10 protein-coding genes are annotated in these 13,286 nt (G+C 61.8%); 4 read left to right on the top strand and 6 right to left on the bottom strand.

Annotation, left to right across the window (positions count from 1 at the left end):
* Nucleotides 1–288 precede the first annotated feature (288 nt).
* Nucleotides 289–2,943, bottom strand: a complete 2,655-nt coding sequence (gene pepN, locus PZL22_RS23205) for an aminopeptidase N (protein WP_003527348.1) — start codon at nucleotides 2,941–2,943, stop codon at nucleotides 289–291.
* A gap of 425 nt (nucleotides 2,944–3,368) precedes the next feature.
* Here pepN and PZL22_RS23210 point away from each other — a divergent pair, with 425 nt between their 5' ends.
* Entirely contained in the window at nucleotides 3,369–4,307 is a 939-nt protein-coding gene (locus PZL22_RS23210; protein ID WP_003527347.1) for a DMT family transporter, read from the top strand.
* Between the two features lie 9 nt (nucleotides 4,308–4,316).
* Here the strand turns inward: PZL22_RS23210 and PZL22_RS23215 are convergent, their stop codons facing one another.
* The 5 genes from PZL22_RS23215 to PZL22_RS23235 all read right to left on the bottom strand — a co-directional run bounded on the left by PZL22_RS23215 (nucleotide 4,317) and on the right by PZL22_RS23235 (nucleotide 8,614).
* Entirely contained in the window at nucleotides 4,317–5,606 is a 1,290-nt protein-coding gene (locus PZL22_RS23215; protein WP_003527346.1) for an MFS transporter, read from the bottom strand.
* A gap of 265 nt (nucleotides 5,607–5,871) precedes the next feature.
* Nucleotides 5,872–6,027, bottom strand: coding sequence for a hypothetical protein (locus tag PZL22_RS23220; RefSeq protein WP_003527345.1), 156 nt, complete (start codon nucleotides 6,025–6,027; stop codon nucleotides 5,872–5,874).
* A 37-nt stretch (nucleotides 6,028–6,064) separates the two neighbouring features.
* On the bottom strand, nucleotides 6,065–6,241 hold the full coding sequence (locus tag PZL22_RS23225; protein ID WP_003527344.1) for a hypothetical protein: 177 nt from the start codon (nucleotides 6,239–6,241) through the stop codon (nucleotides 6,065–6,067).
* 138 nt (nucleotides 6,242–6,379) lie between these two features.
* On the bottom strand, nucleotides 6,380–7,252 hold the full coding sequence (locus PZL22_RS23230) for a uracil-DNA glycosylase (protein ID WP_003527343.1): 873 nt from the start codon (nucleotides 7,250–7,252) through the stop codon (nucleotides 6,380–6,382).
* Between the two features lie 72 nt (nucleotides 7,253–7,324).
* Nucleotides 7,325–8,614: an Hsp70 family protein gene (locus PZL22_RS23235; protein ID WP_003527341.1), complete on the bottom strand. Its 1,290-nt coding sequence runs from the start codon at nucleotides 8,612–8,614 to the stop codon at nucleotides 7,325–7,327.
* A 268-nt stretch (nucleotides 8,615–8,882) separates the two neighbouring features.
* On the opposite strand from PZL22_RS23235, the gene PZL22_RS23240 reads away from it, so the two are divergent.
* From PZL22_RS23240 to PZL22_RS23250, 3 genes are all read left to right on the top strand, one after another.
* Nucleotides 8,883–10,547, top strand: coding sequence for an electron transfer flavoprotein-ubiquinone oxidoreductase (locus tag PZL22_RS23240; protein ID WP_003527338.1), 1,665 nt, complete (start codon nucleotides 8,883–8,885; stop codon nucleotides 10,545–10,547).
* Nucleotides 10,548–11,108: 561 nt separating this feature from the next.
* Nucleotides 11,109–12,107, top strand: a complete 999-nt coding sequence (locus PZL22_RS23245; protein WP_003527337.1) for an ABC transporter substrate-binding protein — start codon at nucleotides 11,109–11,111, stop codon at nucleotides 12,105–12,107.
* 221 nt (nucleotides 12,108–12,328) lie between these two features.
* Nucleotides 12,329–13,216, top strand: a complete 888-nt coding sequence (locus PZL22_RS23250) for an ABC transporter permease (protein WP_003527334.1) — start codon at nucleotides 12,329–12,331, stop codon at nucleotides 13,214–13,216.
* The last annotated feature ends 70 nt before the right edge of the window (nucleotides 13,217–13,286 follow it).

Consider the following 13,286-nt stretch of genomic DNA (forward strand, 5'->3'; position numbering starts at 1 on the left):
CCGAAACGTCGATCCCATCTTCAGCGGTTTCCCGGAAGCGGGCGTTCCAGTGATTCGGCGCGCCGCTCGCCCGAATCTGACTCAATGAATCACAGGGCGATTCGCCTTGTCCAGAGGCAACGGTAAAGATTTGTTAACCATATTTCATCGTTGGGAAATGATAGCCGGACTGCCGGGAGTTTATGGCGGCTGCTGAGAGATGGATGATGGCGTTGAAGTTATGCCTCTCTCATCCCTGTGACGAGCACAGGGATGAGAGAGATCAACAAGCCGGGGACCGATGCTCGTTCAGTGCTCGTCTTTGAGCATGCGGTCGACGATGTCGCTGACATCGGCGGAAAGGTTGGAGGCACGCGCGATTTCCTCGAGCGCGCTGCGGGCGTGGCCGGCCCGGATTTTTTCGAGCGACCGCCATGAGCGCATCGACGTCAGAATACGCGCGGCAAGCTGAGGGTTGCGCGTATCGATGTCCAGGATCTGTCGGGCAAGGAAACGATAGCCTTCGCCGTCGATGCGGTTGAAGCCGGTGGCGTTCGCGAAGGCGAATGTGCCGACCAGTGAGCGAACGCGGTTCGGATTGCTGGCATTGAAGAGCGGATCCGACATCAGCGCCCGAACGCGGTCGAGCGTCGATGCTCCGGGGATCGTCGCCTGAATGGCAAACCACTTGTCGATGACGAGCGCGTTGTCGGCAAAGCGCTTCTTGAACACGGCCAGTGCGTCCGCCGTCTCCCGGGCATCCGGAAACCGGTGTGCAAGAAGCGTCAGCGCCTGGCTGAGATCGGTCATGTTGTTGGCGGAGCTAAACGCATCAGCCGCTTTGTCCGGGCTTCCGTCGGCATAGACGAGATAGGAGAGCCCGGAATTTCGCAGCGCCCGCCGTCCGGCACTGTCGGCGTCGGGCCGGAACGGGCCGGACAGCGACATCTCGTTTACCAGTCGCGCAAAGGTATCTTTGCCGGCCGTGGCGATGGCGGCCAGAATAGCCTGGCGGCCGGCGTAAATGGCATCCGGGTCGTTATTGCTGCCGATTTCGCGGCCTATGTCGGTTTCGCTCGGCAGGGACAGTACTTGCGATCGGAACGCCGGCTCCAGTCGGTCGTCGCCGGCTGCGGCAAGCAGGGCGTCGACGAGCGCATCGTCACAGTCAATCGGCTGGCCGGTACGCGCTTCCGCTGCCGCCTTGACGAGATTGTCGAGGGCCATCGCGTTCAGCGCCTGCCAGCGTGCGAAGAGGTCGGTCTCGTGGCGCGCGATCAGCGCACGATGCTCGGCGCTTTGCGTCAGGTGCAAATTGACGGGCGCGGAGAAGCCGCGGTTGAAGGAGGGGACCGGCTCGGATGGGATGCCGGAAAAGGTGACCGTCTGTTTGCGCTCGGTCAGGTGCAGTACGTCGCCGGTGATCTCGGCGCCGGAGACGGCCGAGGGCCTTGCCTCGCTTCCGTCCGGAAGCAGCAATCCGAAGCGGAGCGGGATATGCATCGGTGCCTTGCTGCTCTGCCCGGGCGTCGGCGGAACGGTCTGCTCCAGCGACAGCGTGTATGTCTGCCTGGCGGCGTCATAGGTGCCGGAAGCGGTGACGAGCGGCGTTCCGGCCTGATGGTACCAGAGCGAGAACTGCTTGAGGTCTCGGCCGCTCGCAGCCTCGAAGCAGGCGATGAAATCCTCGATCGTCACCGCCTGGCCGTCGTGACGCTCGAAGTAGAGGTCCATTCCCTTCTTGAAGAGGTCGCGGCCGAGGATCGTCGCGATCATCCGCGTGACCTCGGACCCCTTCTCGTAAACCGTCGTCGTGTAGAAATTGTTGATTTCGCGGTATTGCGTCGGGCGCACCGGATGGGCGAGGGGGCCGGCATCCTCGGGGAACTGCTCGGATTTCAAGTGCCGCACTTCGGCGATCCGCTTCACGGCGCGAGAACGCATGTCGGCGGAAAACTCGTGGTCGCGATAGACGGTCAGGCCTTCCTTCAGGCAGAGCTGAAACCAGTCGCGGCAGGTGATGCGGTTGCCGGTCCAGTTGTGAAAATATTCGTGGGCGATGATCGCTTCGATATTGGCATAGTCCGCATCGGTCGCCGTCTCCGGATCGGCGAGCACGTATTTGTCGTTGAAGATGTTGAGCCCCTTGTTCTCCATGGCGCCCATGTTGAAATCGGAAACGGCAACGATCATGAAGATATCGAGATCGTATTCGCGCCCGAAGACCTCCTCATCCCATTTCATCGACCGCTTCAGCGCATCCATGGCGTAGGCGGCGCGCGGCTCCTTGCCGTGCTCGACATAGATGTTGAGGGCGACGTCGCGGCCGGAAGCGGTGGTGAAGGCGTCCTCGACGACGCCCAGATCGCCGGCAACGAGCGCGAACAGATAGCTCGGCTTCGGATGCGGATCGAACCAGGAGGCGAAGTGACGGCCGTCACCCATGTCGGCGCCGCCGAGATAGTTGCCGTTCGAAAGCAGCAGCGGTGCAGAAGCCTTGTCCGCGATGATGTTGACGGTATAGACCGCCAGCACGTCGGGACGATCCGGGAAGTAGGTGATGCGGCGGAAGCCTTCGGCTTCGCACTGGGTGCAATAGACGTCGCTCGTGCGGTAGAGGCCCATCAGCTTGGTGTTCGTCTCAGGCGACCAGGCCGTCGTGACGGTGATCTCGAAGGGCGCCGCTTCCGGCAGGCCGCGAATGGTGAGCGTGTCGTCCGTCGCTTCATAGAGCGTGCCGGGGACCGCTACCTGGTCGAGCAGCAGGCCGGTCATGGTGAGCTCGTCGCCGTCGAGAACGAGCGGTGCAGAGGGGCTGACGCCTTCGCGGCGATGGAAGATCATGCGCGCCTCGACCTTCGTTTCCCTCGGGTCGAGTTCGAAAGTCAGGTCCACCCTCTCGAGTACGAAATCGGTCGGCCGGTAGTTTTCCAGATGAACGATCTGGCCAGTGTTTGTCCGCATGGTCAGTCCTGCTTGCGCTTGCTCTTTTGATTTGTAGAGGGCGCTCGTGATGGTGAAAAGCCAAGATCCGAGATTTACGCACGAATGTGGTGCCGGCGACGGTACATCCGGCAGCAAAAACGCAGGGCCCGTCCCGCCTCTTATTGACCGAAGATTTATCGGAGCGGCACTAACAAGAACTAAATCCGCGACGATTTTTTCGGGCTTGCTAAATAAACTGCAGGCGCATTTTTCTCCGGCAGCAAGCTTTGCACATGCAGGCGAAATCATCACGAAAAAACCAGGTCCATCACGAAATTTGATCCAACATGCTGCGCAAGCACGGGTAAGGTGGCGTGGTCCTTTCGCGGCCTTGCCGCCGCGTCCTCCCGTTTTTGTTGGCCTTCCGATCGGTTCGCCGATGTCAGTTTGAAAAGTTGTGTTTCATGGATGCGGACGATGCGAGCCCGATGAAGGGGATTGTGCTCAAGGTGCTCTCCGTCGTCGTCTTCGTGTGCATGTCGACCTGTATCAAGGCTGCGGGCGACGACATCCCCACCGGCCAGATCACCTTTTATCGCTCGGCTTTTGCGATGGTGCCGATCCTTGGATTTCTGGCATGCCGCGGCGCATTGCGGGACGCTTTCAGGACCGCCGATATCACCGGACACCTGGTGCGCGGCTTTGTCGGCATTCTCGCCATGAGTTGCGGCTTTTACGGTCTCGTCCATCTGCCGCTGCCGGAGGCGATTGCGATCGGCTATGCCATGCCGCTGCTGGCCGTGGCTTTCGCGGCGATTTTTCTGGGCGAGATCGTGCGGCTCTATCGCTGGTCTGCGGTGTTTGTCGGGCTCGCCGGTGTGTTTATCATCACCTGGCCGCGGCTTACGCTGTTCAATGAAGGGGGCTTCGGGTCGGCCGAGGCCATGGGTGCGGTCGCCGTACTGCTTTCAGCAGCGCTCGGGGCAACGGCGATGGTACTCGTGCGCAAGCTCGTGCAGAAGGAGCGCACGCACACCATCGTCCTCTACTTCTCCCTTTCGGCCGCGGTGTTCTCGCTCGCGACACTGCCTTTCGGTTGGTCCGAGCTTTCCTGGCAGGCCTTCGTTCTCCTGACGATCGCCGGCTTTTGCGGCGGCGTCGGGCAGATACTGCTGACGGAGAGCTATCGCCACGCCGATATGTCGACGATCGCTCCCTTCGAGTACACGTCGATCGTGCTCGGCATCGTCATCGGCTACTTCCTCTTCGGCGACGTGCCGACCGCGACCATGCTCGCCGGAACGGCGATCGTCGTCGGCGCGGGCATCTTCATCATCTACCGGGAGCATCGGCTGGGACTGGAACGCAAGGGCGCGCGCAAGCACGTGACGCCGCAGGGATAAAGGGATGTGCTACTCGGCGCGTTGCTCCCAGGCAGGAACGGTATCGTCCTCGATGAGTTCGCCTGCGTCCTGCTGCGCGAGCGGACCGGTGACGTCAGGACCGGGGGTCGGCAGTACCGTGGTCGCCTGGAAATCGGTCTTCGCCACGAGGCCGTCATGCTGCTCGCGCTGAAGGATGCGCCATGCGGCATAGCCGCTGTAGAGCGCAAAATACACGGCAAGCGCGATGAACAGTGCGACGGGGCCAAACCGGTCCATGACCGGACCGACCATCAGCGGACCGGAGATCGTGCCGAGGCCGTAGGTGATCATCAGGCCGGATGAAATCTCCACATATTCGTCGGGGCGGGCAAGGTCGTTGGCATGCGCGACGTTCAGGGCATAGATCGGGAAGAGGACCGTGCCGATGCAGGCGGCGAGTGCATAGAGAACCGGGGGACTGCTCGCAATCGAGACGGACATGGCAAGGCACGACACGACGCCGGCGATGCCGCAGGCAACCATGACGATGCGCCGGTCCATCCGGTCCGAGGCACGGCCGATCGGGACCTGCGAGATCGCGCTGCCGGCCAGAAGCGACGCGAGCAGTGTCGCTCCCTCGCCGGTCGAAAGGCCGATCTTCTGGGTGAAGACGCCGCCGAGATTGAGCCATGCGCCCGAGAGCGCACCGGCGAGAAAGCCGCCGACGACCGCGACCGGCGAGCGGCGATAGAGTGCGGGGATATCGAAATTTGCCCGTGCCGGGGGTGCAGGCATCGGTGAGGAGGAGAGGGCGGTCGGCAGCAGGGCGAGCGAGAACAGGACGCCGCAAAGGATGAACAGGGAGGTGTTGCTCGGATCACCGAGCGGCACCAGGTACTGTCCGCCGATCGTGCCGACCATCGTGGTTATGAGATAGAGCGAGAAGAGCAGGCCGCGATTTTCGTTCGTCACGCGCTCGTTCAGCCAGCTCTCGATGACCAGATAGCTTCCGGCAATCGCAAAGCCCGACACGGCACGGAAGCCGATCCAGGCACGCCAATCGACGACGAGCCCGCACATCAGGATCGCGATGGACAGGAGCGTTATCAGGGCGGTGAAGACGCGGACATGGCCGACGCGCAGGACGAATTTAGGCGTGACGATGCAGGAAAGGGTGAACCCCAGCGTGTAGCCGGTCGCGAAGATCGAGATGGTGAGGGTCGACCAGCTTTCCGCCACGGAGCGTACCGGGATGACATAGCTCTGCAGCCCGAATGCGACCATCATCAGGAAGGTCGAGAGCATCAGGCTGAAAACGGAAGCGAAATTCGCCAGCATCGGCGCTCCTGGTGAGGGGATAAGGAGCGGCTTCGTTTCGGCTTCGGCCGATGAACTTCGTCACTCCGTCAAAACGGAATCGAGAGTGGCTGTAACGAAGTTCCGGGGCGCTGTCGATTGCGACAGGGAATGGTGAAATGACGCAGCGGGAAAGGCTGAAGCGGGATGAGGAAAAATGTGTGCGGTTTTCCGCCCGCATCCCGCGTTCAACCAATTGGAATCGATCACATTGGTTACAGGTCGATCCGACCTGGAACCACGTGATCTAGCTCGGCAGCAACCGGCTCGCCGCGCCGTCATGGACGCGCCGTCCGTCGCTGGCGATGCTAAGGCGGCTATACTCGCGAGACGCGCGGACGGCGGTGCGAATGTCGGAGATCGTGTCGACGAGAGCGCGAATGCTGTCGAGCGGCTTGGACATGATCGTTCCCTCCTGCAGTCGTTCCGACGCGGGGCGTTCAGCGCTGGATGAATTCGGCGAAGATCTGAGCCGGGCGGGTCGTCCGCGCGAGGCCGATTGCGGTCAGCTGCTCGTTGGCAGCCGAACCGAAGCTGTTGAACGGCGTGCGCGAGGAAGCACCGGCGTAGCGGAGCGTCTCGAAGCTGCTGTGAATCGGGCGATAGCGGGCAGTCATGGTTCAGTTCCTTATCCATTCCTCCCGTTGCCTTATATTGCGGTGCAGCATTGATTTTGCAATGCGTTAAAACGCCGCTCAGACATGCGCAAATCGCATGGCTTTTTTCACACCTTGTTCATGAATCCAGCAGTGGCATCAGCCGAGGCGCGACTTGAACGCCAGCAGGTCCAGCCAGGCGAAGCGTTTGTTGATCGGCGCCGCGACAAGGTCCTGCGGATGCAAGGTGGCGAGCGTCGGAATGCTGGTGCCGCCAAAGGTGAGCTCTCGCCATTCGCCGCGCAGTTGATGGATCGTTTCGCCGCCGAAGAAGAAGCGGGCGGTGAAGTTGCCGAGTAGAAGCAACTGCTTGGGTTCGGCCAGCGCGATCTGACGCTCGATGAACGGCCGGCAGATATCCGCCTCACGGGCGCTCGGAACGCGGTTGCCGGGTGGCCGCCAGGGCACGGCGTTGGCAAGAAGGACGTCCTCGCGCGAGAGGCCGATGCCGGACAGCATGCGTTCGAGCATCTCGCCGTGCCGTCCCGCAAAGGGGCGGCCGTCGCGGTCGTCATCCGCGTAGGGCATCGGACCGATGATCATGACTCCCGAGGCCGCACTGCCTTCGGCGAAGACGAGGTTGCGGGCGCTGTTCCTGAGATTGCAGCCGGCAAAGGCCTCCATGGCCGTACGCAGCTCTCCCAGCGATCGCGCGGCATCCGCGACGAACTGCGCCTCCTTGATGGCCTGCTCGTCCGGTATCGCCACCACCGGAGGGGGTGCCGGAGGGGGTGCCGGAGGCGCGGAGCGACGCTCGCGGGCGGCGGCAGGGGGAGCAGACTGCTGCGGTTCGACTGTGGTCGCGCCGGTTTGCGGCACGGCGCGGCTTTGTGCGCGCCTGCTTTTCATCGCCTCGAATTCAGCGAGCCGATCGACCGGCTCTTCTTCGAGGAGCCACTCGACACCCGCCTCCGCATGGAAGGCGAGAAGGGCAGCGAGTTCGGAGCAGGAGAGGTCGTTGGCCGAGATCATGGGGCGAATGTAACAGATCGGTGGGGGTGGTCCACTGCACGTTCCTTAAATCTGTAGCGGCAGGGACCGCCTTCAGGCCGCCGCTGTCCAGGCCGCAATGTCGTCGCGCTCGCCGATGAGCGCCAGGCCATGGGCGATCGACAGGAGCTCGCCGCCGCTCTCGATACGCTCTTTGCCGAAGCGGTTCTCGAAGAGACGGCGAACCGCCGGCACGAAGGACGTCCCGCCGGTCAGAAACACCTTGTCGATCCCGCCCGGCGTGGTCGCAGTCGTTGAAAGGACCTCGTCAAGCGCCTCCTCGATGCGGGCGAGGTCAGGCGCAATCCAGCCTTCGAACTCGTCCCGGCGAACGGTACGGCGTGCGCGCTCTCCCAGCGGCGCAAAGGCGAATTCGGTTTCCTCCGCCTGCGAGAGCCGCATCTTGGTGGCCGAGACCGCCTGGTAGAGCGGATAGCCTTCGTCATGCTCGATGAGCTCCACGAAGGACTCCAGCTTCTCCGGCTCCAGGCTTGCCCGCACCAGCTTTTTCAATTCAGTGAAATCTCTCAACGTCTTGAAGATCGAAAGCTGATTCCAGCGGCCGAAATTCGCGTAGTAGCTCGACGGCACCTCAAGCAACTTGTCGAAGCTCTTGAACAGACTCCCCTTTCCGATGAGCGGCGAGACGATGTTGTCGATGATCCGGAAGTCGAAATGGTCTCCCGCGATGCCGACGCCGGAATGTCCGATCGGCGTTGCCGTCAGCCGACCGGCCTGGCTCTCGAATCTGATGATCGAGTAGTCGGTAGTGCCGCCGCCGAAGTCGGCGACGAGCACCGTCGCGTCCCGATCGAGATTGCGCGCGAAATAGAAGGCGGCCGCGACCGGCTCGTACACGTAATGGACTTCGGGAAAGCCCATGCGGGTAAGCGCGCGATTGTAGCGTTCGAGGGCCAGTTTCTCGTCCGGATTGGCGCCCGCGAAATGCACGGGACGGCCGATGACGACACGCCTGAAGGTGGCCTCCCAGTTATTTCCGGCATAGTCCCTGAGCCGCGTCAGGAAGCGCTGCATCAGATCCTCGAACTCGTAGCGTTTGCCGAAGATCAGCGTGCCCTGGAAGAGCGCACTCGCAGCAAAGGTTTTGATCGATTGAAGGAAGCGGCATTCGCCCGGATTGTCGATGAACTCGCGGATTGCCGCCTGTCCTGCTTCCACTTTCAGCGGCGAGGGACCCGCATCCTTCAGGAAAGACAGGGCCGTCCGCGTCGTGTCCGATCTTCCGGTCGGGCTTTCCACGACGATGGAGCGCGTCGATGCGCCTTCGGTCTGCGCCAGTACGGAATTGGTCGTGCCGAAGTCGAGGCCTAGGGCGGATGCCATGATCGTCTCCGTCTTGTCGGTGATGCGGCTTGCGGGGTGGGGCGGGCCTCCTCGCATGCGAGCGCTGCAAAAGCAAGCTGCCGACTGCCACATCCGGGGCAAACTATTTACGTTTACGTTCCAGTAACATAGTAAACTCATGAACTCATGCGCAAATGCAGAGACAGTCTGTCGCATCCCGGCTCGACAAGGTTTACGGCATTTGTCATGACGGGATGATTTGGCCGGGAACGGAGCCGGCAGAAGACCGGCAAAACTGGAGAGTGTAATGACCGAGCAACAAGAACTCCCCGAACGCGAGAGCATGGAATTCGACGTCGTGATCGTCGGGGCGGGACCGGCGGGGCTTGCCGCGGCGATCCGGCTGAAGCAGGTCAATCCGGAACTCTCGGTCGTGGTGCTGGAGAAGGGCGCCGAAGTGGGCGCGCATATCCTCTCCGGCGCCGTGGTCGACCCGATCGGCATCGACCGGCTCTTGCCAGGCTGGCGCGACGAACCGGACCACCCGTTCAAGACGGAAGTCACCGACGATCAGTTCCTCTTTCTCGGCCCCGCAGGCTCTGTCCGCCTTCCCAATTTCCTGATGCCGCCGCTGATGAACAATCACGGCAACTACGTGGTATCGCTGGGCAATGTCTGTCGCTGGCTCGCCACCCAGGCGGAAGCGCTCGGCGTCGAGATCTATCCGGGTTTTGCCGCAACGGAAGTGCTCTACAATGACGAGGGCGCGGTGATCGGCGTTGCCACCGGCGACATGGGGATCGAGCGGAACGGCGAGCCGGGGCCGAACTTCGCCCGCGGCATGGAGCTGCTCGGCAAGTACACCCTCATCGGCGAGGGCGTGCGTGGCTCGCTCGCCAAGCAGCTGATTGCCAAATACAAGCTCGACGCGGGCTGCGACGTGCCGAAATTCGGCATCGGCCTGAAGGAGCTCTGGGAGGTGAAACCGGAAAATCATAAGCCGGGCCTCGTGCAGCATTCCTTCGGCTGGCCGCTCGGCATGAAGACCGGCGGCGGCTCCTTCCTCTATCACCTTGAGGACAATCTGGTGGCCGTCGGTTTCGTCGTCCACCTCAACTACAAGAACCCGTATCTCTATCCGTTCGAGGAATTCCAGCGCTTCAAGACGCATCCGGCGATCCGCGGCACTTTCGAGGGTGGAAAAAGGCTCTCCTACGGCGCCCGCGCCATCACCGAAGGCGGCTACCAGTCGGTGCCGAAGCTGTCTTTCCCCGGCGGGGCGCTGATCGGCTGCTCGGCCGGCTTCGTCAACGTGCCGCGCATCAAGGGCAGCCACAATGCGGTGCTGTCCGGCATTCTCGCCGCGGAGAAGCTTGCGGCGGCGATCGCCGACGGCCGCGCCAATGACGAGCCGATCGAGATCGAGCGCGGCTGGCGCGAGAGCGCTATCGGCCAGGACCTGAAGCGGGTCCGGAACGTCAAGCCGCTGTGGTCGAAATTCGGCACCGCCGTTGGGGTGGCGCTCGGCGGTCTCGACATGTGGACCAACCAGCTCTTCGGCTTTTCCTTCTTCGGGACGCTGAAGCACGGCAAGACCGATGCGCAATCGCTCGAGCCGGCCGCCAAGCACGAGAAGATCGACTATCCGAAACCGGACGGGGTGCTGACCTTCGACCGGCTCTCCTCGGTGTTCCTGTCGAACACCAATCACGAGGAGGACCAGCCGGTGCATCTGCAGGTGAAGGACTGGGACCTGCAGAAGCGCTCGGAATACGAGGTCTATGCCGGCCCATCTTCGCGCTACTGTCCGGCCGGCGTCTATGAATGGGTGGAGAAGGACGGCCAGCCGACCTTCGTCATCAACGCCCAGAACTGCGTCCACTGCAAGACCTGCGACATCAAGGACCCGAACCAGAACATCAACTGGGTGCCGCCACAAGGGGGCGAAGGGCCGGTCTATCCGAACATGTGAATGTTCGGAGAGGCAGGCCCGTACGGACTCCCGCCAGGAGAAAGCGGGCGAAGGGCCGGTCTATCCGAACATGTGAATGTTCGGAGAGGCAGGCCTGTACGGACTCCCGCCAGCAGAAAGCGGGCGAAGGGCCGGTCTATCCGAACATGTGAATGTTCGGAGAGGCAGGTCGAACGCCCCCTGTCCGAACACGCAATTGCACTTCCCGAAAAGGCCGTCGAGCGATCGCCGGCCTTTTCGCATGTCCTTATCAGTCGTCCAGCTTCCGACGTGGATGGTGGGGGTTGCCGGCAAATGAATTTAAAAAAGGGGGTTAAACCCATCAATTATTTGTGTAGTTTGACAAACGGCAGGAATGTCAGCCGCTGACGCAAATGGGAAAGTGTTTGCCGGAAAGACACGATAGCAATGTGGGCGGCACCGGTCCGAACAGGTATCGGTTGGCCCGCGAGCTGTCGCCCGGCATCGGACCGGGGCGGGTGCTTGTACCATTCACTGTCAGCAGCTGCGGTGAGGCTGGCAGTCCGCCATAGAGACACCGCCAAAACAGAGGGAGCCGAAATGAAGAAACTTCTTGCAACGACATGCCTGGCCGCCGGTCTTTTGGGACTCGGCAGCGCGGCATCGGCGGCGGAATGCGGCGATGTGACGATTGCCAACATGAACTGGCAGAGCGCCGAAGTCCTGGCGAGTGTGGACAAGTTCATTTTGACCGAAGGCTACGGCTGCAGTGCAGAGCTGGTCGTCGGCGACACGGTGCCGACCATCACATCGATGATCGAGAAGGGCGAGCCGGACATCGCGCCGGAGGGCTGGGTCGACCTGCTGCCGGACGTGGTGAACCGCGGTCTCCAGGAAGGCAAGCTCGTCGGCGCCGCAGTCGCGCTTTCGGATGGCGCCGTCCAGGGATGGTGGGTGCCGAAATACATCGTCGATGCCAATCCCGACATCAAGACGATCGACGACGTCCTGAAGCATAAGGAACTCTTCCCCGATCCGGAGGATCCGAGCAAGGGCGCTATTTTCAACGGTCCTCAAGGGTGGGGCGGCACGGTCGTGACGACCCAGCTTTACAAAGCCTATGGCGCCGAGGCGGCGGGCTTCACGCTGGTCGACACCGGCTCGGCAGCCGGCCTCGACGGCTCGATTGCCAAGGCCTATGAGCGCAAGCAGGGCTGGGCCGGCTACTACTGGGCCCCGACGGCGCTGCTCGGCAAGTACGAGATGGTCAAGCTCGAGCACGGCGTTCCGAACGACATGGCCGAATGGAAGCGCTGCAACACGGTCGCGGATTGCCCGGATCCGAAGAAGAACGATTGGCCGAAGGACAAGGTCCAGACGCTGGTGACCAAGGAATTCGCCGACCGCGCCGGCCCGGCCATGGAATACCTCAACACCCGCGCATGGACGAACGACACGGTCAACAAGCTCATGGCCTGGATGACCGACAACCAGGCGAGCGGCGAGGAAGGCGCGAAGCACTTCCTCGAGGAAAACCCGGACCTCTGGACCAAGTGGGTTTCCCCCGAAGTCGCCGAGAAGATCGAGGCTGCCCTCTGATCGACTCTCTTCGAAGGAACGGCGCGCGTAAAAGCGCGCCGTTTTTTTGTTTTGGAGTGCGTGGTTTTCGAAGGATGGCGCAAGATTTCGTTCACCGCATGTCGGTTTGAGAATAAGATTGCGCAGCTTCATCGTTTACACCGCGGGTTAGCGTTAAAAGGCAGGCGGCAAAGCAATAACAACCATAAGCCGCCCAAAAGAGTGCGAAGGGGAATCGACACATGGAATGGCTGACCAAATTTCCGCACATGGACGACGATCGGCTTCGACAGTTGAAGAAGATCATCGACGAAGGGTTTCGTAGCTTCACACGCGCCTATGGCGACGCGATCGAATCGTTCTTCGACCCGCTCCAGTTCTTCCTGATCCACGCCGAGCGTTTCATGACGCGAACGCCCTGGCCGATCATTCTCATACTGATCGCCGTGATCGCCTGGTTCGCCAGCCGCAACTGGAAGATCGTCGCCGGTGCCATCGGTACCCTGCTCCTCATCGGCTATCTCGACATGTGGGACGACACGATGAAGACGATCTCGATGATCTTCGTCTGTACGGTCCTGTCGATAGCGATCGGCATACCGATGGGCATCATCATGTCACGTTCCGATCGTTTCCAGAACATCGTCAATCCGGTGCTCGACGTGATGCAGACGATGCCGAGCTTCGTCTATCTCATTCCCGTCGTGATGCTTCTCGGCATCGGCAAGGTTCCGGGGCTTATCGCCGTCGTCATCTATGCGATCCCGCCGATGATCCGCCTGACCAATCTCGGCATCCGGCTGGTCGACAAGGATGTGCTGGAGGCGGCGGACGCCTTCGGCTCGTCGAACTGGCAGAAGCTGAAGAACGTGCAGATGCCGCTGGCGCTGCCGACGATCATGGCCGGGATCAACCAGACCATCATGATGGCGCTTGCCATGGTCGTCATCGCCTCGATGATCGGCGTTCAGGGCCTGGGTCAGCCGGTCTTGAAGGCGATCGCCAACCAGTATTTCACGCTCGGCATCTTCAACGGCCTCGCCATCGTCGGGATCGCGATCATCTTCGACCGGGTGAGCCAGGCTTACGGGCGCCGGCTCCAGCGCCACCGTGAAATCATTCACGGATAGAAGCTCCAAAGAACTTCCCCGCCCCAACCCCTCCCACTTGTGGGGAGGGGTTGGGGCGGGGCCTTGCAGA

This window comes from Ensifer meliloti, assembly GCF_030064585.1.
Classification (GTDB): Bacteria; Pseudomonadota; Alphaproteobacteria; order Rhizobiales; family Rhizobiaceae; genus Sinorhizobium; species Sinorhizobium meliloti.

What these genes read in the sequence shown, in the direction of transcription:
- pepN (WP_003527348.1), bottom strand. Translation starts at nt 2,943, where the DNA reads ATGCGGACAAACACTGGCCAGATCGTTCATCTGGAAAACTACCGGCCG.
- PZL22_RS23210 (WP_003527347.1), top strand. Translation starts at nt 3,369, where the DNA reads ATGGATGCGGACGATGCGAGCCCGATGAAGGGGATTGTGCTCAAGGTG.
- PZL22_RS23215 (WP_003527346.1), bottom strand. Translation starts at nt 5,606, where the DNA reads ATGCTGGCGAATTTCGCTTCCGTTTTCAGCCTGATGCTCTCGACCTTC.
- PZL22_RS23220 (WP_003527345.1), bottom strand. Translation starts at nt 6,027, where the DNA reads ATGTCCAAGCCGCTCGACAGCATTCGCGCTCTCGTCGACACGATCTCC.
- PZL22_RS23225 (WP_003527344.1), bottom strand. Translation starts at nt 6,241, where the DNA reads ATGACTGCCCGCTATCGCCCGATTCACAGCAGCTTCGAGACGCTCCGC.
- PZL22_RS23230 (WP_003527343.1), bottom strand. Translation starts at nt 7,252, where the DNA reads ATGATCTCGGCCAACGACCTCTCCTGCTCCGAACTCGCTGCCCTTCTC.
- PZL22_RS23235 (WP_003527341.1), bottom strand. Translation starts at nt 8,614, where the DNA reads ATGGCATCCGCCCTAGGCCTCGACTTCGGCACGACCAATTCCGTACTG.
- PZL22_RS23240 (WP_003527338.1), top strand. Translation starts at nt 8,883, where the DNA reads ATGACCGAGCAACAAGAACTCCCCGAACGCGAGAGCATGGAATTCGAC.
- PZL22_RS23245 (WP_003527337.1), top strand. Translation starts at nt 11,109, where the DNA reads ATGAAGAAACTTCTTGCAACGACATGCCTGGCCGCCGGTCTTTTGGGA.
- PZL22_RS23250 (WP_003527334.1), top strand. Translation starts at nt 12,329, where the DNA reads ATGGAATGGCTGACCAAATTTCCGCACATGGACGACGATCGGCTTCGA.